Origin of the sequence: Methanothermococcus thermolithotrophicus DSM 2095 (assembly GCF_000376965.1) — an archaeon.
Lineage (GTDB): Archaea > AGJL01 > Methanococci > Methanococcales > Methanococcaceae > Methanothermococcus > Methanothermococcus thermolithotrophicus.
The window spans coordinates 114,245-135,879 of record NZ_AQXV01000054.1; the positions used below are offsets into that span (position 1 = coordinate 114,245).

Below are 21,635 nucleotides of genomic sequence, written 5' to 3' on the forward strand. Positions count from 1 at the left end.
TTTAATTATGCTGAATTTACAATAAGGTGTTTTAGGTGTTTTTATGTATATTGATCATCCCATCATAAAACCAAATACAATTGAATCAAGAATTTATCAGCAGCTCGTTGTTGCAAATGCATTAAAAAAGAATACATTATGTGTTTTAGGAACCGGTCTTGGAAAAACTGCCATCGCAGCTCTGACAATTGCAGGCATACTATCAAAAAAAGACGGAAAAATTTTAATTATAGCTCCGTCAAGACCTTTGGTTGAACAACATTATAGGAGCATGACCCAGTTTTTAAACATTGGTGAAGACAATATAATGGTTTTAACTGGAAAAACGCCCCCAAGTAAGAGAGAAGCCTTGTGGAAAAAAGGTAAGGTATTTATCACCACTCCCCAGATAGTCGAGAACGATATAATTGCTAGCAGGATTAATATTGATGATTTTGTTCTTTTAATAGCAGATGAAGCCCACCATACAACTGGAAACCATTCTTATACTTTTGTAGCAAGTAAATTTAAAGAAAAAACCCATGTTTTAGGGCTTACGGCTTCCCCAGGTTCAAATATCGATAGAATTTTAGAGGTATGTGAGAATCTTGGTATAGAACATGTTGAAATCAAAACCGAAGACGATAACGATGTAAAACCCTACGTTGCCAAGGTTAAATTAAGGGCAAAGAGGGTCGATTTACCTGAAGAATTTGAAGAAAATATTAAGTTATTGAGATCCGCCTTAAAGGATAGGTTGAGGGTATTGAAGGATAATAATATAATATTTTCGATAAATGTTACTAAAACCGAACTTTTAGGACTTCAGAAAAAAATAATGGCTTTAGATGACAATAAAAAGTATGAACTGGTGAAAATAGCTTCCGAAGCCCTAAAAATAGAACATGCCATAGAAGTACTTGAAACTCAGGGAAAAAGTACATTTTTAAACTACTATGAAAGGCTAAAAACTCAAAATACAAAATCTGCAAAATCTATCCTAAACGATGCCAGAATTTTGAAAGTGGTTAATAGTCTACAGAAACTTGATATTGAGCATCCAAAACTTGATAAATTAGCTGAAATCGTGGAGGAAATCCTAAAAACAGAAAACGAAAAAGTAATAGTCTTTGCTCAATATCGGGATACAGTATGTAAAATTGTAAAAAATCTTAAGGATCGTGGGATAGATGCTATAATGTTTGTTGGTCAGTCGAATAAGGACGGAAAGGGAATGACACAAAAAGAGCAGGTAAAGGCTATTGAAGAGTTTAAAAACAATGTTGATGTACTTGTTTCAACGAGTGTCTCTGAAGAAGGTATCGATATATCCAGTGTAAATTATGTAATATTCTATGAGCCGGTTCCATCGGAGATAAGATTTATCCAAAGGAGGGGAAGAGCTGCGAGAGGTGAAGGTGGGGAGGTCATAATTTTAATAACAAGAAACAGTAGGGACGAAGGTTACTATCGTTCTGCGATATCAAAAGAAAAGAATATGAAGAAAATTCTTAAGGATATGCAAAGAATACTAAATGAGAAGCTTAAAGAAAGAGAACAGGAAAGAAGATTAGAAAAACAGACGCTATGGCAAGACACACATCAGGAGGTTATTTCAGAAGTAAATGAAATAACTAAATCTGAAGATCTGGAAAAGCGAGCTGAACAGTTAGGGTATAAAAATGAAGATAAAAAGAAGAAAGAGGAATATAAAGAACATGCTAAAAAAACTGTTCAATCGGAGCTCCGAAGGAGCGAAGAGCAACGAAATGCGAAGCATTTCGTTCAACTTACAACCGGTACTGGGAGAGTTAAAGGAGAATATTTGGATTTAAGAAATTATGGCACAGGTATTGAAAAAGCGGATTCAGACAGTTTGTTAAAGAAAAATGAAAAAGATAACCACAAAATAAAAATAATTGTAGATACGAGGGAAAGGCATATTGGAAGGTATTTGGTGGATAAAGCAAACATTGAATTTAAAACCTTGGAAATTGGGGATTATGTACTAAGTGATAGAGTTGCAGTGGAGAGAAAAATTGCAGAAGATTTTGCTGAATCCATAATCGACAAAAGGCTTTTTAAACAGCTTTCGGAGCTCAAAAAATATGAAAAACCAATTCTAATCATTGAAGGAAATGAGTTTAATAGATTACACCAAAACGTTATTCAAGGTACCATACTATCCATTATTTTAGACTTTGGTATTCCAGTTCTATTTTCAAAGGACATCAAAGAAACTGCAAATATTTTGATAAAGATAGCAGAAAGGGAACAGTTAAAGGAAAAAAGGGCGGTCTCAGTAAGGTATGGAAAAAGACCTATGTCTTTGAGGGAAAGACAAAAGTTCATTGTTGAAAGTCTTCCTGAAGTAGGTCCAGCACTTGCCGAAAGTTTGTTATTGGAGTTTAAATCCATAGAAAAGATATTTAACGCCAATAAATATGAGTTAATGAAGGTTGAAGGAATTGGTGAAAAAACCGCTAAAAAGATAAGGGAAGTTATAACAAAGGAGTATAATGTGTAAAATATGAAAAAATAAAAAATATATCTAAAATAATTGTATTTTAATAGGGTGGAAAAATGAGGGGCGGGCTATTCCATTATCTTATACCATATTTTTTAGACAAATATAAATTTATAAATCCAATTTTATCTATTATCACAATATGGTTAATTCTTAAAATGTCAGCCATAATAATTCATACATTTGATCTTCCTTTAAATGTGTATATTGGCTATTGGTGGATAGTTATAATATTAATTATAATTGTAATGTTAATTTCAAATTTTATATTGGATAACCTATTTAAAATCTTAAAAAAATATGATATTAATATACTATCAGAAAATAATATTGATAAAGGAAAATTTTTAAAGGAAAAATGGTTGTTTTATCCATTAAAATGGTATTTATTATGGGTTTTAATTTTCATTGACATATATGCTTTGATTTATTTGCAAAATGAAATTATTTCATTTATTCCACAATATTTATATAATTTTATTATATGGTGGGCTTTTAGTATATCAATGCTTCAAATAGTGCCAATTAAAATAACATTTTACAGTAATGGAGTTAATATAGGGGGTAGATTCTACAATTATAATCAAATCAAAATATTGGACAAAGAACATAAAAAAGTAGTATTAATAAATAATATTCCAAAATATATGTTCTTTGATAAAAATAAATATATTGATTACATTTTTAAATTAAATGATTTAGAAAATATATTAATTACAAATAAAGAAGTGAAACAATGATCTGTATTCCGGTAATTGACAAAAACATAACCGATGCTTTGAAAAATGCAGAAAATGCTTTAAAGGTTGCAGATATTGTGGAATTTAGAGTAGATATGCTTGAAAAAGTAGAAGAGGAAGATATTGTTAAAATGTCAAATTATCCTTGTATAGTTACAATTAGGGCAGACTGGGAAGGTGGATTCTGGAATAAAGAGGATGATAAAAGAATTGAGCTCTACAAAAAAGCCATAGAGTCCAATGCAAAATATATTGATATTGAGCTAAACGAAAAAAGAAACAAAGAATTGGTAGAATACAGGGATGAAATAGGTTCAAAAACTAAGATTATAGTTTCATATCATGATTTCGAAAAAACACCAGATTATGATGAACTGGTTGAAATTGCTGAAAAGGAACTTGAAATTGGTGATATTGCCAAATTTGCAGTAATGGCCAACTCAAAAAACGATGTTTTAAAGGTTTTAAATGTAATCGACCAGTACAAAAATAGGATTATCGGAATAGCTATGGGCGAAGAAGGTAAATTAACGAGAATTTTAGGAACTCAGTTTGGTTCTATTCTGACCTTTGCAGCTATGGAAGGAAGAGCTTCTGCTCCTGGACAGGTTGATGTTGTTAAGTTGAAGAAGATATGGGAGCTCTTGGAGTAAATTATAATTGTATCCTAAAAATTAACTCATCCCCATTTTTCAATCTCTCAACAATTTCGCGGTTTAAATCTTTTGCACTTTTATCCGCTTCAATCATCAAAGTTCTTGGACAAATAAAATTGCTCTTCCTAATAACTATATCGGTTGGATGGTTTAAAATTAAATCCTTATGTCCTTTTCCTATTATGGTTTCTTTTAAATCCCCTACGATGATTTCCACAATAATTTTATCACTTTTTCTGAGCTCATTCTTAAATTCTTCTGAAAAATCTATCATGGATTTATCTGCACAGATTCCAATTATGCAATCGCCAGTAGGGGTTAAATAGTCTTCTTTAGTTATTTCTAAAGTAGTTTTATGTGTGGATTGTACATTTGGATGTCCTTTTGCGTATATTGTAATGCAGTAGTTATCTCTGTCACCGTTATCATTATTAACATCATATTTATTAGATATATTATTGTCCATATTCTCACCGTACATGATACAGTTAGATTATTATATAAAATATATAATGTATATTACATAATAGGATACTTTAGATGCGGTTTTAGGTTGTTTCACAATATTTACATAGATATTAAATAAGCTTAATACATAAGCATTTCAATTTTTAAAAACATTGTTGCAATCACTTGACGTGAAACTTGCAATCACTTCGTGAAACGACTATATTATGTGTGGTGAGACTATGAAGGAAAAACTAACAAAAGTAAAGGACAACCTGTGGGAACTACCTAAGGACTATAAAAACGAGATGAAAGTTCCTGGAAGGGTTTATTTAAATGATGAATTATTTGAAAACTTAGAGGAAGGAGTTTTTGAGCAAATAGCCAATGTGGCATGTCTTCCTGGAATACAAAAGTACTCTCTTGCAATGCCAGACTGTCACTATGGGTATGGATTCTGTATTGGTGGAGTGGCAGCATTTGATGAAAGAGACGGAATAATAAGCCCTGGAGGGGTTGGATTTGACATCAACTGTGGGGTAAGGTTAGTTAGAACCAACTTAACAAAGGATGACGTTAAACCAAAATTAAAAGAGCTCGTAAATGAAATGTTCAAAAACGTTCCTTCTGGATTGGGTAGTAAGGGAAAGATAAGAATAACTAAAAATGAAATAGACGATGTTTTAGAAGAAGGGGTAAAGTGGGCAATAGATGAAGGTTATGGATGGGATGAGGATTTAGAACACATTGAAGAGAGAGGATGCATGAAAGATGCAGATGCATCACTTGTTTCAGATAGTGCCAAAAAGAGAGGACTTCCACAACTGGGCTCTTTGGGAAGTGGAAACCACTTTTTAGAAATACAGTATGTTGACAAAGTTTTCGATGAAGAAACCGCAAAAGTCTTTGGAGTTGAAGAAGGACAAGTTTTAGTTATGATTCACACAGGTTCAAGGGGATTGGGTCATCAGATATGTGCCGACTACATTAGGTACATGGAAAGTGCTACCAAAAAGTATGGTATAAAGATACCAGACAGACAGTTGGCATGTGCACCTATACAGTCAGAGGAAGGTATAAACTACTTTAAAGCTATGAGCTGCGGAGCAAACTATGCATGGGCAAATAGGCAGCTTGTTACTCACTGGGTAAGGGAAAGTTTTGAAAAAGTATTTAAAACTTCTGCAGAAGATTTAGAAATGGATTTAATATACGATGTAGCTCACAATATAGCTAAAAAAGAAAAACATTTAATTAATGGAAAACTAAAGAATGTTGTAGTTCATAGGAAAGGAGCTACAAGAGCATTTGGTCCAGGAAATGATGACGTGCCATCCAGATATAGAGATATTGGACAGCCTGTAATCATACCTGGAGATATGGGTACTGCTTCGTACCTTATGCATGGTACAGCTGTTGCCATGGAAGAGACTTTTGGATCAACTGCCCATGGTGCAGGAAGAGCTCTTAGTAGATCAAAGGCATTGAAGATGTACAATGGAAATGAAATTAAGGAACAGCTTGAAAAAAGAGGCATAATCGTTATGGCTGACTCTAAAGGAGTAATTGCAGAGGAGTGCTCAGAGGCATATAAGAGCATTGAACTAGTTGCAGATATATGTCATAACTCAGGAATATCCTTGAAAGTCAGTAGAATGAAGCCTATGGGAGTAGTTAAAGGATAAAGTATATTTTGGATCCAACCGAAACTCTTTAAAAAATTTCGATCCAACACTTTTTTAAGGTTGGGATAATAATCATAAAATTATCCATCATAACATAAAAGGTGAAAAAAATGAAAATGAAAGTAGGTGTCTTGGGAGCCACTGGAAACGTAGGTCAGAGATTCATACAAATGCTTGAAAACCATCCAATTTTTGATTTAGAGGTTTTAGCAGCATCACAGAGAAGTGCAGGAAAAAAATATTCTGATGCGTGCTACTGGTATCAAACAGAACCTATTCCAGAAGAAATTGGAAATATGGTGGTAGTTCCGACAGATCCAAACCATGAAGTATTTGAAGATGTTGACATAGTATTCTCTGCACTTCCAGCAAGTCTTGCAAAAACTTTGGAACCTGAGTTTGCAAAAGCTGGAAAACTTGTTTTTTCAAATGCCTCAGCAATGAGAATGGAAGAAGATGTTCCGTTAGTAGTTCCTGAAGTTAACAATGAACACTTCAATATAATAGAAACCCAAAGAGAAAACAGAAACTGGGATGGGGCAATAATTACAAATCCAAATTGTTCAACCATTGGTGCAGTAATTACATTAAAACCAATTATGGATGAATTTGGAATAGATTTAGTTAACATAACAACAATGCAGGCTGTCAGTGGGGCAGGTTATGATGGAGTATCTTCAATGGCAATTTTAGACAACCTGATTCCATACATAAGTAGCGAAGAAGAAAAGATGGAATCTGAAAGTTTGAAGATATTGGGTGGAATTGAAAACAATCAGTTGTTAAATGCTGAATTTAAGATTGGAGTTTCCTGTAATAGGGTTCCAGTTATAGATGGCCACACTGAAAGTATATTTGTTAAGACAAAAGAAGAAGTAGAACCTGAAGATATTAAAAAGGTCATGGATGAATTTGATCCATTAAAAAAGTACGATTTACCAAGCTATGCAAAACCTATTGTAGTTAGGGAAGAGCCAGACAGACCACAGCCAAGATTGGACAGAAACACAGGAAATGGAATGTCAATCGTAGTAGGAAGAGTAAGAAAAGATCCAATATTTACTGTTAAATATACTGCACTTGAGCATAACACAATCAGAGGAGCTGCTGGAGCAAGTATTTTAAATGCAGAATTATTTGTTAAGAAGTATTTATAAGTAAATATAAACAAAATTTATTTTTTACTATTTTTAAGACAAACTTATAAAACTTATAAACGGTTTATCTATTATTTTGAATATAATTTATGCATATATTCAAATGTTTTTAAAATATATTAAGATTTATTGATATATCGAAAGGTATAAATATAACAATATCCATCTAAATATTACGCAGTACTAATAATCGAGGTGTTACAATGATTATATGGAATCTAATATGTCCGAGCTGCGGTAAGAGGACGAGGTATGAAGTGGATGTATGTCCGTGTATGGCTTCAGAAGTACCTTTACCAGAATGCCCGGTTTGTGGGGAAAAAATGACCTATGATATAGGTTCATTAAAGGGTAAAAGAAGGAGGAAGTAGTATGGATCCAATGTATTTACTCAATGTAGCCTGGCAAACACTTGTGGACTATTTGAATCTAAACAGGACTATAGCCCTTATAATAGCATTTCTTATAGCCGGGGGAATAGCTTCAATGATAAATAAAAACTTCATATTGAAGTACTTTGGTCCAAAAACCCCAAAACATATATCCTACTTAGTGGCATCTGTAAGTGGATGTTTACTGGCAGTATGTTCTTGTACGATTCTTCCATTGTTTGCAGGAATCTATAAGAGGGGGGCAGGTATCGGGCCTGCAACAACGTTCTTATTCTCAGGACCTGCAATAAATGTTCTGGCAATTTTTTATTCAGCTGCCTTGCTAGGATGGGGTATAGGATTATTTAGAACAGCCTCTGCAGTAATACTTTCCATATTGGTCGGTTTAGGAATGGCACTTATATTTAAAAACGAAGAACAAAAGAGGAACTTTAGAGTAAGGGAGGAAAGTAGCGTTTCAACAAAACCAACCTATCAAACTGTAATATTCTTTGCCATACAGTTACTCATGCTAATTGTCATAACTGCATCACCTAAGTTAATTCCTGCATTGAGTGTATCTTTAATTGGCGGGTTCTTAGTTAAACACCTAATAACTATAATATTGGCGGCAGTATTGGCAATAGTTACTGTAAAATGGTTTTCCAAGGATGAAATAAATTTATGGTTCAAAGAAACATTTTCACTTATGAAGATGGTTGTTCCACTACTGCTATTTGGTGTGGCGTTAGCAGGAATTTTAAAGGCGTTAATACCACCAGCCATAATAGCCAATTATGTTGGGGGCAATAGTTTAAGTTCAAACTTTATAGCTTCGTTCATAGGAGCTCTAATGTACTTCTCCACATTAACTGAGGTTCCAATCGTCAAATCATTAATGGAATTGGGAATGGGTAATGGACCAGCTTTAGCACTACTTTTAGCAGGTCCAAGTTTAAGTATTCCAAGCGTTTTAACTATAGCAAAAGTTATGAGTAAAGCAAAATCACTAACATATTTAGGATTGGTTGTATTATTCTCAACCATCGCAGGAGTTATATTTGGAAGTTTGTAAATAATAAATAACTAAATAAAACAAAACCATTAATACAACAAAAAACGGTGATAACATGTTAGTTAGAGTATTTGGTTTAGGATGTCAAAAATGTACACAAACCTATGAAAATGTTAAAAAAGCAATAGAAGAGTTAAATATAGATGCTGAATTGGTAAAAATAAGTGACATCAACGAAATGTCAGAATGGATATTTGTTGCACCAGGTGTTGCATTTGATGACGAAGTAGTTTTTGAAGGTAACGTTCCAACAGTTGAAGAAGTCAAGGAAGAGCTTAAAAGATATTTGGAAGAGTTGGAGTAAATATGATTCATTCTCATTCTTTTTTATTAGTTTTTAGTAATGGAGATCTATTCAATTACTATTGATCCATAGCCTACAACTGAGGAATAATCTCCTGTAACATCTCCGGAAGTTGAATAGGATAGCAATCTTGAATTTTTAGCACCCAGTAGTTTCATAGCTTTAATCATTGCTATTACTGGTCCGCACCCGCACATGCTTATGTTGTTGCTTGCAACATCTGTGAAGAGCTCTTCTTCGTTCATATTTAGGATGTCTTTCATTACAATAGCATCTTTTTTTGAAGCCACTTCCTGTGGTTCGTAATGTGAAAAATCACTTGAGGCAATAATTACAACCTTTTTGTTTAATTCTCTGGCTATTTTTGCTATAAAGTACCCAACATCTGCTGCGGTTTCATAGTCCTGCATCATCATGCTTATTGGAACAATTTTAAACTTTGCAATATTCAATAATTCAAGATGCTGTAAAAATGGAAGCTGGACCTCTATGGAGTGTTCCCTAATATGTGCTGTTTCATCTAAATCCATAACATCGCATTCTTTCCAAAGTCTATCTATAAATTCAATATCTGGTTCAACATCCCCTAAAGGAGTTCTCCAGATATCATTCATTGTTGAAACTCCAGAGCCTAGTCCAGTATGGTTTGGGCCGAGAATTACTACTGTTATGTTGTTATCCACTCTCTTTGAAAGAGCTTCATAGGAATATGCTGCTACAGGTCCAGAATACGGGTAGCCTGCATGCGGACAGACCAATCCAACAGGTTTTTCAAAAATTCCCTTTTTTGAAGGCAATAATCCTGGTCCAAGTGGTTGTAGGTAGCAATGTTCTATCATTTCAATTAGTTCATTAGGATCTGCCGGATAAAACATGCCAGCAGCTATAGGATATCTTACCATAATTTCCCCCCATATTAATATATATGTTGTAAAACCTTAATGTCATGTATATGTTTTGATTCATTTATATTTTTTTAAGGATAATATACTATTGCAGGTAGTGTGTTTAAGATATAAAATCACTCACTAAATTATTGGTGTAATTGATGGATCATTTAAAAAAGACAGTGTGCAATTTCAAAATACAAGCACCTGTTTTAACTATCGATGAGCGTAGCTTGATGAGTTATAAAAACTCTTTGAGTTTTTATTGTATGTATCAAATTATCAAATGGTGGTACTTACCCATGAAGTCCTAAACATTTAAATATTAAAAAAGTAGAGAGTGTCTTATAAATTAGAGTTTGAGGATGTGTCAACTTAACAACCTCACCAATTATAAACCATTGAGCTCTTAACCAACTAACAACTGTTTTAAAACTCTATGGTAGCGGACCATCCAGAGGTGGTTTCATTTCCAACTTTTAGATCGGTCTCGTAGATTACCACCAAGTTCCCCCCATGTTCTTCTTGGTTAATCTAAAACCTCTTTAAATTTATGGCAGTATTTTCTGACCGGTTCATACACCTGTCTTTTAGATAATTTAATGTTATAAAAGGTCTGTACAAATCTTAACCTCTATCGATATCTTATTTCACTTAAAGGGCTTTTTCTCATTAATCGCTTCTTATTACTTCTATCATGAGCTCGCATTGTTATTTTTTGAGGGCAGGTATTAAAATTTATTTTGACACGCTCTGATAGTCTATACAAAAAGTATAAAAATAACTTTTTACTATGTTATTGAGTCATATATCTAAATAAGGGAGGAAGTCTCTGGGACTATATGGCGATGTGCGTTAAGAAAAAATACAAATACATCGATAAATTAACATAATTTACGTCAATCTATAATCTATTTATAACTTATTAAATATTCTGCACATCGCTAATTTTAAGAAACACTCAGAGATAAATAACTCCGGAGTAAAAAATGAGAAGGAGGAATAATATGGATATAAACAGAGCTATAAGAGTTGCGGTAGATACCGGAAAAGTAGTTTTAGGTACAAAACAGGCCATAAAGAATATAAAACACGGCGAAGGTAAATTGGTAATACTGGCAGGAAACTGTGCAAAAAACGTTAGGGAAGACGTAGAATACTATGCAAGACTTTCCGAAATCCCAGTTTATGACCATCCTGCAACATCATTGGAATTAGGGGCTATTTGTGGAAAACCTTTCCCAGTTTCTGCACTAGTGGTTATTGAACCAGGAAACTCCGCTATTTTGAACTTGAAAAATGAATAATTAGGTGATTTTGATGAAAGTCAAACTAAACACAGACGACATAATGAAGATAAGCTTTTTTGAAAAAATGACTGGGGCACACGTCATGGATAGTATTTCCGATGACGAAAAAATTGTTTTCGTCGTTAAAGAGGGAAACATTGGTGCAGCCATTGGGAAAGGCGGAGAAAACGTAAGAAACGCCATGGAAAAATTTGGCAAAAAAATAGACCTGATAGAATACTCCGATGATTTAAAACAATTTGTTAGAAACATTTTTGCCCCAGCAAAATTAGAAGATGTTTGGATAAAAAAATTTGGGGACGATTTAGTAGTATATATAAGGATACATCCTAAATTAAGAAAATCAATAATTGGAGATAAGGGTAAAAACATCGACAGAGCTGTAAGTATTGCAAGCAGACTGGCTGGTGTAAAAAACATTAAAGTTGTTGCTGGATTGAGAAAAGACAGTAGGGATGAAAGAAGACCTGCTAGAACACCATCTAAAGAAGAAGCACCTGAACAACCTAAAACCGAAACTAAAGAACAAACCCCTGAAGAAAATGTAAAAAATGAACAATAAGGTGATACATAATGTCAGGAAGTAAATCCCCAAGAGGAGAATTTGCAGGAAGAAAATTATTATTAAAAAGAAAAGAAAGCAGATGGCATCACTACAAATATGTTAACAGAGTATTAAACTTAAAAGTAAAAGCAGATCCATTAGAAGGAGCTCCTATGGCAAGAGGAATTGTTATCGAAAAAGTTGGTTTAGAAGCAAAACAGCCAAACTCAGCTATTAGAAAATGTGTTAAAGTTCAGTTAATTAAAAACGGTAGAGTTGTTACAGCATTTGCTCCAGGAAACCATGCTATCAACTTCATAGACGAACACGACGAGGTTGTTATTGAAGGTATTGGAGGTCCTAAAGGGCAGGCAAAAGGGGATATTCCAGGAGTTAGATTCAAAGTTATCAAAGTAGGTAAAAACTCATTAAAAGAGCTCGTTAGAGGAAGACAAGAAAAAGTTAAAAGATAAATTAATCGATGGAGTAAATAAATTAATTAATAAATTAAAAGTTAAAAGGGTGAGATCTTGGAAATTAAGTTATTTAACAAGTGGGATACTACCGAAGTTGTCGTCAAAGATCCAAGCTTAAGAGGATACATTAACGTAGCTCCAGTTTTAGTACCTCATTCAGCAGGAAGAAACTCAAAGAAAATGTTTGACAAAGCTAAAATGAACATTGTAGAGAGATTAGTAAATAATTTAATGAGAAAAGAGCACAACACCGGTAAAAAACAGTTGGTTTTAAGTGCAGTGGAAGAAGCATTTGAAATAATCCACAAAAGAACAAAAGAAAACCCTGTTAAAGTTTTAGTTGAAGCTTTGGAAAATGCAGGACCTAGGGAAGAAACTACAAGAATTTCTTACGGTGGTGTAGCATTCCTCCAATCCGTTGACGTATCACCATCAAGAAGATTAGACACTGCTTTAAGAAATATAGCACTTGGAGCTTTACAAAGCGCTCACAAGAGTAAAAGAAGTATTGCAGAATGCATAGCAGATGAAATAATAGCAGCTTCAAAAGCAGACATGCAAAAGAGCTTTGCTGTAAGGAAAAAAGAAGAAAAAGAAAGAGTTGCTCAATCTGCAAGATAATTTTATATACTATAATACTTTTTTATATATTCAATTTTATCGGAATTTAGTAATCTTTGTTAACAATTTGTGAAGTACTCAAAAAAATAAAAGAGTGAGATAATGGGAAGAAGAGCAAAAATGGTTGAAAAAGTTAAAAATTTAATGGAAACCCACGATAGAATAAGAAATATAGGTATTTGTGCCCACATTGATCACGGTAAAACAACATTATCCGATAACCTCTTAGCAGGAGCTGGAATGATATCCAAAGACTTAGCAGGAGACCAGCTTGCATTGGACTTCGATGAAGAAGAAGCCGAAAGAGGTATTACAATCTATGCTGCAAACGTTTCAATGGTTCACGAATACGATGGAGACGAATATTTAATTAACTTAATAGACACACCAGGTCACGTTGACTTTGGTGGGGACGTTACAAGAGCTATGAGGGCCATTGACGGTGCTATTGTTGTTTGCTGTGCTGTAGAAGGAGTTATGCCACAGACCGAAACTGTTTTAAGACAGGCTTTAAGGGAAAAAGTAAAACCTGTTTTATTCATCAACAAGGTAGACAGACTTATCAATGAATTAAGGTTAACTCCTGAAGAGTTACAAAACAGATTCATGAAAATCATTGCAGAAGTTAACAAATTGATCCAAAAAATGGCCCCAGAAGAATTTAAAAGCGAATGGATTGTAAATGTTGCAGATGGTAGTGTAGCATTTGGTTCAGCATACAACAACTGGGCAATTTCAGTTCCATACATGCAAAAAACAGGAATCACATTCAAAGATATTATAGACTACTGTGAACAGGAAAACCAAAAAGAATTAGCAGATAAGGCTCCGTTACATGCAGTTGTATTGGATATGGTTATTAAACACTTACCAAACCCAGTTAATGCTCAAAAATACAGAATTCCAAACATCTGGAAAGGTGACTTGGAATCTGAAATTGGTCAATCAATGGTTAAATGTGATCCAAACGGACCACTTGCAGGGGTTATTACAAAAATTATTGTTGACAAACACGCAGGGGCAATCTCAGCTTGCAGATTGTTCAGTGGTAGATTGAAACAAGGTGACGAACTTTACTTGGTAGGTTCAAAACAAAAGGCAAGAGCTCAGCAAGTCGCTATCTTCATGGGTGCTGAGAGAGTGCAAGTACAGAGCGTTTCAGCAGGTAACATCTGTGCTATCACAGGTTTAAAAGAGGCTACTGCAGGGGAAACAGTTTGTAGCCCAGGAACAATTTTAGAACCTCCATTTGAATCCATGACACACGTCAGTGAACCAGTCATTACAGTAGCTATCGAAGCTAAAAATACAAAAGACTTGCCAAAATTAATTGAAGTTTTAAGACAGATAGCAAGAGAAGACAATACCGTAAGAGTCGAAATTAACGAAGAAACTGGAGAACACTTAATCAGCGGTATGGGTGAGCTCCACATAGAAGTTATAACCAACACAAAAATAGGAAGAGATGCAGGTATTGAAGTGGATGTTGGTGAACCTATAGTTGTTTACAGAGAAACTGTGACAGGAAAATCACCAGAAATCGAAGGTAAATCACCAAACAAACACAACAAACTTTACTTCATAGTAGAACCATTAGAAGAAACAGTATACAACGCATACAAAGAAGGTACAATCCAAGACGAAGACTTCAAAAAGAAAACCACACAAGAAACTGAAGCTAAGTTAGTTGAAGCAGGCCTTGACAAAGAAGAAGCTAAGAGAGTAATGTCAATCTACGAAGGAAACATGCTCATCAACATGACAAGAGGTATTGTCCAGTTAGATGAAGCTAGAGAATTAATTATAGAAGGTTTCAAAGAAGCTGTAAGAAACGGTCCATTAGCTGCTGAAAAAGTTCAAGGAGTAAAAGTTAAGTTAATGGATGCGGTATTCCACGAAGATGCAATCCACAGAGGTCCTTCACAAATTATACCTGCTGTAAGATTCGGTGTAAGAGACGCAATTACACAGGCAAAACCAGTATTATTAGAACCTATGCAAAACGTATTCATCAGCACTCCTCAGGACTACATGGGAGATGCAATGAGAGAATTGAGCAACAGAAGAGGACAAATCTTAGATATGGAACAAGAAGGAGATATGGCTATAATTAAGGCTAAAGCTCCAGTTTCAGAAATGTTCGGATTTGCTGGTGCAATAAGGGGAGCTACCCAAGGTAGATGTCTCTGGAGTATTGAATTTGCAGGATTCGAGAAAGTTCCTGGAGAGCTCCAGCCAAAAATAATAAAAGAAATTAGAGATAGAAAGGGGTTAAAATCAGAATAAACGCCCTACCATAAAATATATATACCCCCTTTCACTATTCACTATTACCATGATGACCAGATATCGTATTTTCTAAAATAAGCCAGATATCAATAAAACAATACTAAAACGCTTTTAAAACTAAAAAACAAATAAAATAATTGAAACCAAATAAATTGGAGGAGATATTATGGCAAAAACAAAACCAATATTGAACGTTGCATTTATTGGACACGTTGATGCTGGTAAATCAACAACTGTCGGTAGAGTTTTAATTGACGGTGGAGCTATCGACCCTCAGGTATTAGAAAGATTAAGAAAAGAAGCTGCTGAAAAAGGTAAAGCAGGTTTCGAATTTGCTTACATTATGGACGGTTTAAAAGAAGAAAGAGAAAGAGGAGTTACAATAGACATTGCTCACAAAAAATTCGAAACAGGAAAATACGAAGTTACAATCGTAGACTGTCCAGGACACAGAGACTTCATTAAAAACATGATTACCGGTGCTTCACAAGCTGATGCTGCAATTTTAGTTGTTGACGTAAACGACGCTAAAACAGGAATTCAGCCACAAACAAGAGAACACTTGTTCTTATCAAGAACACTCGGTATAAACCAATTGGCAGTTGCAGTTAACAAAATGGACACAGTTGACTACAGCCAAGAAGCTTACGAAGAATTGAAAAAGATGATCTCTGACCAGTTATTAAAAATACTCGGTTACAACCCAGACAACATTAACTTCGTTCCAGTTGCATCCTACCACGGAGACAACGTAGTTAAAAAATCAGACAAAACACCATGGTACAAAGGACCTACATTAGTAGAAGTTATTGACTCATTCCAACCACCACAAAAACCAACAAACTTACCATTAAGATTACCTCTCCAAGACGTTTACTCAATTACAGGGGTAGGTACAGTTCCTGTAGGAAGAGTTGAAACAGGTATCTTAAAACCAGGAGACAAAGTTATATTCGAACCTGCTGGTGTTACAGGAGAAGTTAAAACAGTTGAAATGCACCACGAACAACTCCCACAAGCAGAACCAGGAGACAACATTGGTTTCAACGTAAGAGGTGTTGGTAAGAAAGACATCAAAAGAGGAGACGTTTTAGGACACGTAGACAACCCTCCAACAGTTGCAGAAGAATTCACAGCACAAATCGTTGTATTACAACACCCATCAGTTATCACAGTTGGTTACACACCAGTATTCCACGCACACACAGCTCAGGTAGCATGTACATTTGCAGAAATCCAGAAAAAATTAAACCCAGCTACTGGTGAAGTATTAGAAGAAAACCCAGACTTCATCAAAGCAGGAGACGCTGCAATTGTAAAACTTATCCCAACAAAACCAATGGTCATTGAAAACGTAAGAGAAATCCCACAACTCGGTAGATTCGCTATCAGAGATATGGGTATGACAGTTGCTGCTGGTATGTGTATAGATGTTAAAGCAAAAAACAAATAAATTAATTAACTAATTTCTTTTTTCTTTAATCAACGACATTATGGTGAAAACTCCCTCAAAAAGTGTTTTCACCTATTTTTTTTATTATATGCAGTTATATCATAAAAAAGGTGGATACTATGCAAAAAGCAAGAATTAAATTGAGCAGTACAGATCACAAAGAATTAGATGGCGTTTGTAGCCAAATAAAAGCAATTGCTGAGAAGACTGGAGTAGATATGGCAGGACCTATTCCATTACCAACAAAAACATTGAAAATCACAACAAGAAAGTCAACAGATGGAGAAGGTTCTTCAACATTTGACAGATGGTCAATGAGAATCCACAAAAGAGTTATCGACATTGAAGCTGATGAAAGAACAATGAAACACATCATGAAGGTAAGAATTCCTGACACAGTTCAAATTGAAATCGAATTGAGAAACTAAGTTTTAAAACTATTTTAACTCTTCAGAAGCCTTTTTAATGTTGCAATCTGAAAAATGAGGATTGCAATAATCTCTCTTTTTTTAATGATTCTTTAAACTTAAAATTAAATAGAAAGGTATATATAAAAAAATCTTCAATCTTTATATATGACCTCATCCCATAGTGGGTGAGGATTACTGTACTTCGATACTGTGTTCCATGGTGGACATAGTGTAGTTTATTATTTTTCAGATTTAGCTTTTTTTGTGCCGTTTATTTATGGTTTATAGATTGTTATTTAAATTTTAATTTATATTTTTATATATGTTAATAGTAATTTATATTGTAGTTATCCAATACACCCGGTAGTATCTACTTCTAAAGTGTATTGAAAATCCATATTAACGGTGATAATTTTGGTATTCAAAGCCTACGACGTGAGGGGAATATATAAAGAAGAGCTCGATGAAAATTTTGCATATTCACTCGGTAAGATACTTGGTGAGAAGTACGAAAATGTCCTTGTTGGTAACGATGTTAGAATAGGTTCAAAAAACCTTGTAAAACCTTTTATATACGGAGCATTGGAAAATGCAGAAGTTTATTATGCAGGGGATATTTCAACGCCGTTGATGTACTTTGGAACTAAAGATAAATACGATTTAGGAGTAATTCTAACTGCATCACACAATCCTGCAGAATATACTGGATTCAAGATGTGCGACAGGAAGGCCATTCCAATCTCTCCTGTGGAGGAAATAAAACCTATTTTCAAAGAATGCAAATTAACCGATGAACAGAAAAAAGAAGTTGAAAAACTTGATTTAGATAGTTTAAGTGTAGATGTAAAATCAGATTACAAAAACTTCTTTTTAAATAGGTGTAAAAAATCTGATAAAAAAATTGCAGTAGATTTTGCCAATGGGGCCACAACATTTGCAGAAAAGGAAATCCTAAGCGAATTGTTAAATAATCATGTTTTCATCAACGACTACCCAGATGGAACGTTTCCAGCACACCAGCCCGATACCTTGAAAAAAGAATGTTTAAAAGACATAATAAATACAGTAAAAAATGAAAACTGTAATTTGGGTATTATATTTGATGGAGATGGGGATAGATTAGGGATAATAGACGAAAAAGGAAATGTACTACCGGGGGATATACTCACTGCAATAATATCAAAAGAGATGCTGAACGAAAAAAGAGATAAATGCAAAATAGTCTATGATTTAAGATGTAGTAAAATAGTTCCTGAAACTATTGAAAAATATGGTGGAATTCCTGTAAAAACCAGAGTTGGACACTACTTTATAAAAAAACTTATGCATGAAATAGATGCAGAGTTTGCAGGTGAATTGAGCAATCATTTCTACTTTAAAGAAGTTGGATACTTCGAAAGCCCATTACTTGCTTTAAACTATATCCTAAGTGCCATTGATAATGAAAATAAAGCACTCTCTAAAATAGCTGCAGATTATAAAAAATACTTCCACAGCGGAGAGATAAACTTCAGGGTAAAGGATCAAAATTATGTCATGGAAAAGATAAAAGAAAAGTATGCAAATAGATGCAAAATTGAAGAAGTAGATGGAATTTCAGTATATTGTGATAAATACTGGTTTAACGTTAGACCATCAAATACTGAACCATTACTAAGACTTAACCTTGAATCTGATAATAAGGAATTAACGGATAACAAAATAAACGAAATAAAATCAATTATAGATGGACTATAGTAAAATAAAAAAATATAAGTTAAAAATAACTAATTTTTATTATAATATTTTATTTTTTAGTTATTTTAGGACAATATTTTATCAACCATTTTTAATTCTAATGCTAATTTTATTTCCTTAGCTATTCTCTGCCCCATACTTAATGGTTCTCCATTGTATAGGAAGGAATATACGCTTCCATCCATAAAGCTGTTGGTACCGCCGTCTATTCTTGCACTCATCTCAAATACCACGAGCTCTAAGTTTTCGTTGCACAGTGTTTGTAAACAGAATGGTCCTAGCATTCCAGGTGGTACCATGTCCCCTGCCTTATCTACGAGTTTATCTCCCATATCAAATACCTGCGGTAAGAGACTTTCCCTTATTGCCACTGGGAAGTTTCCTGTAATAACGTATGATGGGTTTACACTTACTTCCAACTGGTCTTTTGCTGGAATTCTAACAAAACCATCTATGTTACTTTCATACCTTCTGTCAATACCCATGAGCTCTACTTCATTTTTCAATGGTGAGTAGAAGTAGTGTATACAGAAGTTAGTCCCAATTACGTATTCTTCGATATGTGCCTTTTCAACATCTTCGTCGGATAAAACTCCTTTAGCTTTAAAATCAGCTATTTTTTTCCAGAATTCTTCCTCTGAAGAGCATACAAAATAGCCTCTTCCTCCTCTTGCTCCAGGGAACTTAACCATTACGGCACCGTCTATTTCATCTGGACCGTTGTATTTTTTCGGAATTCTCAAACCACTTTCTCTTAATAATTTGCCCTCTAAATCTCTTTCTGCTTCCCATCTTAATATTTTTCTGTTTCCGAACATTGGAACTTTAAAATTGTTTTCAACATTGTCTAAACCACAGTAAGCAATAAAAGATCCATGTGGGACAACGATGGCATTCATTTCTCTTAATTTTTCTTGAATCTCTTCATTTGAAATATCAGAAAATTGGTCTACATATATGTATTTATCCGCCACTCCAAATCTCTTGTAGGGTACGTCCCTATCTTTGGTAGTAATTACCGCAGTTGAAAAACCTTCCATTTTAGCTCCTTTTAAAATATGTAAAGATGTATGGCTTCCAACGGTAGCAATTGTTATTTCATCTTTGTTGTATCCGTCAAAGATGTCCATTATTTCTTCTTTCGAAATCATCATTCCACCAAAGTATTTATATTTCTTATCAAAAACTAATACAATAATTATAGTGATTACTATTTTTTATAGATTATTGTAGGTTATGCAGTTACGAACCCCCTATTTATGTGATAAATATGGATAACAATAAAAATAATGGCCCAAATAATACGGGCAAAATCATCTTAGGACTAGACGAAGCTGGACGAGGTCCAGTTTTAGGACCAATGGTACTTGCGGTAGTTAAAGTGGATGAAAAAGATTTAGAAAAACTTCAAAAACTACCGTTGAAAGACAGTAAACAGCTGAGTAAGAGCAAAAGAGAAGAATTATTTAATATAATAAAGGAGAATTTTGAGGTGGATACCGTAGTACTCCATCCTGAAAGAATTGATGAATTAATGAAAATAATGAATCTAAACAAGATCGAGCTCAGTGCATTTTCTAAATTAACAAATAAATTTTTAAAGGAAAGTAGTGGCGATGTGGATATATACATAGACGCATGCAGTAGTAACGAAAAATCCTTTTCAAACCAGCTAAGGGCAAAATTAATCAATAAATCCCAAGTAAATCGGAAATCTGTTATCAAGCAACAGGCTGAAGATTCATCTAAAAAATTCTTCCGTGAAGTTAGAATTATAGCAGAACATAAAGCTGACGAGAACTATAAAATAGTGTCTGCAGCATCAGTTATAGCCAAAGTAACAAGGGATAGAATTATTGATGAATATAAAAATAAATATGGAGAAATAGGTAGCGGATATCCCAGCGATACCCGAACCATTAACTTCTTAAATGAATACCTTAAGAAAAATGGAGAATTGCCTGAAATTGCTAGAAAAAGCTGGGCAACATCTAAGAGGCTTTTGAAAGACTCGAAACACCTTGACAAAAAACCTAATGAGAACCTTTTAAAATGGGTGAAATCTTGAAGACTAAAAAACTCATAATAGACGAAAGAGAAAAGAAATACCTCTTAAATAAGGACGTTGATAAATTTGGAAATGACTTAGGTGTGGTTGATTTAAAAGATGTCAAAGAAGGAACTGCATTAAACACGCATAAAGGCCATAATTTTTATTTATTCGAGCCTACAATTCACGACATAGTTAAAAAAATGAAAAGAAGTGTAACCACACTTTTACCTAAAGACATTGGACTAATAATTGCTCTTTGTGGTATAGAAGATGGTGAAACAGTTGTAGAGGCGGGAACAGGTTCTGCAGCTCTAACAATCTATCTGGCAAATGCGGTAGGTAGGAATGGAAAAGTTATAACATACGAAAGGAGACCAGAATTTGCAAAAATTGCAAGGAAGAATTTAGAAATGGTAGGTCTCGTAAAAAAGAACCAGAAAATTATTGGATTGGATGAAGATATTTCCACTCCAGAAGATGCTGAAAAAATTGCTGAAAAAGAAACTATCGAAGAGGATGGACTTTACAATGTTACACAAAAAATTGGAGACATAACAGAAGGTATCGAAGAGAAAAATGTTGATGTTATAGTTTTAGATATGCCAGACCCATGGAATGTAGTAGAACATGCAAAAAAATCACTAAACATGGCAAAGGGAAGGATTGCGATATACGTTCCTTACATTGAACAGGCTAAAAAGAGTGTTGAAGCTTTGAGGGAACATGGATTTTTAGATGTTAGAACTGTTGAATGTTTAGTTAGAGATATTGAAATTAGCCATAAGGGAGTTAGACCTTCAACAAGAATGATCGGACATACTGGATACATAACAGTTGCAAGGGTTGCTCCAGAACCACTAAAACAGGAAGAGATAGAACCTGAAGAAAAATTAGAGCAAGAAAAACAGGAATAA

21 protein-coding genes are annotated in these 21,635 nt (G+C 34.1%); 18 read left to right on the forward strand and 3 right to left on the reverse strand.

What is annotated here, in order from left to right; all coding sequences use genetic code 11:
* The first annotated feature begins 43 nt into the window (after positions 1-43).
* Genes F555_RS0107625 through aroD form a run of 3 tightly spaced genes read left to right on the forward strand, consistent with a single transcriptional unit; the run spans position 44 to position 3,899 of the window.
* Entirely contained in the window at positions 44-2,506 is a 2,463-nt protein-coding gene (locus F555_RS0107625; RefSeq protein ID WP_018154630.1) for a DEAD/DEAH box helicase, read from the forward strand.
* 56 nt (positions 2,507-2,562) lie between these two features.
* A complete protein-coding gene (locus tag F555_RS0107630) occupies positions 2,563-3,246 on the forward strand; it encodes a hypothetical protein (RefSeq protein WP_018154631.1) in 684 nt (227 codons plus the stop codon).
* On the forward strand, positions 3,243-3,899 hold the full coding sequence (gene aroD / locus F555_RS0107635; RefSeq protein WP_018154632.1) for a type I 3-dehydroquinate dehydratase: 657 nt from the start codon (positions 3,243-3,245) through the stop codon (positions 3,897-3,899). The genes F555_RS0107630 and aroD overlap by 4 nt, the downstream gene beginning before the upstream one ends.
* A 1-nt stretch (position 3,900) precedes the next feature.
* On the opposite strand, the gene F555_RS0107640 is transcribed toward aroD, so the two are convergent.
* Complete coding sequence (locus F555_RS0107640; RefSeq protein ID WP_018154633.1) at positions 3,901-4,368, reverse strand: DUF371 domain-containing protein; 468 nt, start codon at positions 4,366-4,368, stop codon at positions 3,901-3,903.
* 223 nt (positions 4,369-4,591) lie between these two features.
* Between F555_RS0107640 and F555_RS0107645 the strand changes: the two genes are divergently transcribed.
* From F555_RS0107645 to F555_RS0107665, 5 genes are all read left to right on the forward strand, one after another.
* Positions 4,592-6,034: an RtcB family protein gene (locus F555_RS0107645; RefSeq protein ID WP_018154634.1), complete on the forward strand. Its 1,443-nt coding sequence runs from the start codon at positions 4,592-4,594 to the stop codon at positions 6,032-6,034.
* A gap of 110 nt (positions 6,035-6,144) precedes the next feature.
* Positions 6,145-7,191 carry an aspartate-semialdehyde dehydrogenase gene (gene asd / locus F555_RS0107650; protein WP_018154635.1) on the forward strand — a complete coding sequence of 349 codons (1,047 nt, stop codon included), beginning with the start codon at positions 6,145-6,147 and terminating at the stop codon, positions 7,189-7,191.
* Positions 7,192-7,394: 203 nt separating this feature from the next.
* On the forward strand, positions 7,395-7,562 hold the full coding sequence (locus F555_RS09525; protein ID WP_018154636.1) for a hypothetical protein: 168 nt from the start codon (positions 7,395-7,397) through the stop codon (positions 7,560-7,562).
* Between the two features lies 1 nt (position 7,563).
* Entirely contained in the window at positions 7,564-8,637 is a 1,074-nt protein-coding gene (locus F555_RS0107660) for a permease (protein WP_018154637.1), read from the forward strand.
* Positions 8,638-8,692: 55 nt separating this feature from the next.
* Positions 8,693-8,941: an MTH895/ArsE family thioredoxin-like protein gene (locus F555_RS0107665; protein ID WP_018154638.1), complete on the forward strand. Its 249-nt coding sequence runs from the start codon at positions 8,693-8,695 to the stop codon at positions 8,939-8,941.
* 47 nt (positions 8,942-8,988) lie between these two features.
* Here the strand turns inward: F555_RS0107665 and amrB are convergent, their stop codons facing one another.
* Positions 8,989-9,843 (reverse strand): AmmeMemoRadiSam system protein B, encoded by an 855-nt coding sequence (amrB, locus tag F555_RS0107670; protein ID WP_018154639.1) that lies wholly within the window; start codon positions 9,841-9,843, stop codon positions 8,989-8,991.
* Positions 9,844-10,817: 974 nt separating this feature from the next.
* On the opposite strand from amrB, the gene F555_RS0107675 reads away from it, so the two are divergent.
* The 8 genes from F555_RS0107675 (at position 10,818) to F555_RS0107710 (ending at position 18,668) form a co-directional block, all read left to right on the forward strand.
* Positions 10,818-11,135 carry a 50S ribosomal protein L30e gene (locus tag F555_RS0107675; protein WP_026183010.1) on the forward strand — a complete coding sequence of 106 codons (318 nt, stop codon included), beginning with the start codon at positions 10,818-10,820 and terminating at the stop codon, positions 11,133-11,135.
* Between the two features lie 13 nt (positions 11,136-11,148).
* The gene (locus F555_RS0107680) at positions 11,149-11,700 is read left to right on the forward strand and encodes a NusA-like transcription termination signal-binding factor (protein ID WP_018154641.1); all 552 of its coding nucleotides are present in this window, start codon (positions 11,149-11,151) and stop codon (positions 11,698-11,700) included.
* Positions 11,701-11,711: 11 nt separating this feature from the next.
* On the forward strand, positions 11,712-12,155 hold the full coding sequence (locus F555_RS0107685) for a 30S ribosomal protein S12 (RefSeq protein WP_018154642.1): 444 nt from the start codon (positions 11,712-11,714) through the stop codon (positions 12,153-12,155).
* Between the two features lie 57 nt (positions 12,156-12,212).
* Positions 12,213-12,779: a 30S ribosomal protein S7 gene (locus F555_RS0107690; protein WP_018154643.1), complete on the forward strand. Its 567-nt coding sequence runs from the start codon at positions 12,213-12,215 to the stop codon at positions 12,777-12,779.
* 102 nt (positions 12,780-12,881) lie between these two features.
* A complete protein-coding gene (locus F555_RS0107695) occupies positions 12,882-15,065 on the forward strand; it encodes an elongation factor EF-2 (protein ID WP_018154644.1) in 2,184 nt (727 codons plus the stop codon).
* Between the two features lie 169 nt (positions 15,066-15,234).
* Entirely contained in the window at positions 15,235-16,521 is a 1,287-nt protein-coding gene (gene tuf, locus F555_RS0107700) for a translation elongation factor EF-1 subunit alpha (RefSeq protein WP_018154645.1), read from the forward strand.
* A 119-nt stretch (positions 16,522-16,640) separates the two neighbouring features.
* Positions 16,641-16,949 (forward strand): 30S ribosomal protein S10, encoded by a 309-nt coding sequence (gene rpsJ / locus F555_RS0107705; RefSeq protein WP_018154646.1) that lies wholly within the window; start codon positions 16,641-16,643, stop codon positions 16,947-16,949.
* A gap of 396 nt (positions 16,950-17,345) precedes the next feature.
* On the forward strand, positions 17,346-18,668 hold the full coding sequence (locus F555_RS0107710; RefSeq protein ID WP_018154647.1) for a phosphomannomutase/phosphoglucomutase: 1,323 nt from the start codon (positions 17,346-17,348) through the stop codon (positions 18,666-18,668).
* Between the two features lie 65 nt (positions 18,669-18,733).
* Here F555_RS0107710 and F555_RS0107715 read toward each other — a convergent pair whose 3' ends face one another.
* The gene (locus F555_RS0107715) at positions 18,734-19,819 is read right to left on the reverse strand and encodes a formate--phosphoribosylaminoimidazolecarboxamide ligase (protein ID WP_018154648.1); all 1,086 of its coding nucleotides are present in this window, start codon (positions 19,817-19,819) and stop codon (positions 18,734-18,736) included.
* A 113-nt stretch (positions 19,820-19,932) separates the two neighbouring features.
* Between F555_RS0107715 and rnhB the strand changes: the two genes are divergently transcribed.
* Together rnhB and F555_RS0107725 are read left to right on the forward strand one after the other, a co-directional pair.
* Positions 19,933-20,736 (forward strand): ribonuclease HII, encoded by an 804-nt coding sequence (gene rnhB / locus F555_RS0107720; RefSeq protein WP_050559952.1) that lies wholly within the window; start codon positions 19,933-19,935, stop codon positions 20,734-20,736.
* The gene (locus F555_RS0107725) at positions 20,733-21,635 is read left to right on the forward strand and encodes a tRNA (adenine-N1)-methyltransferase (RefSeq protein WP_018154650.1); all 903 of its coding nucleotides are present in this window, start codon (positions 20,733-20,735) and stop codon (positions 21,633-21,635) included. The genes rnhB and F555_RS0107725 overlap by 4 nt, the downstream gene beginning before the upstream one ends.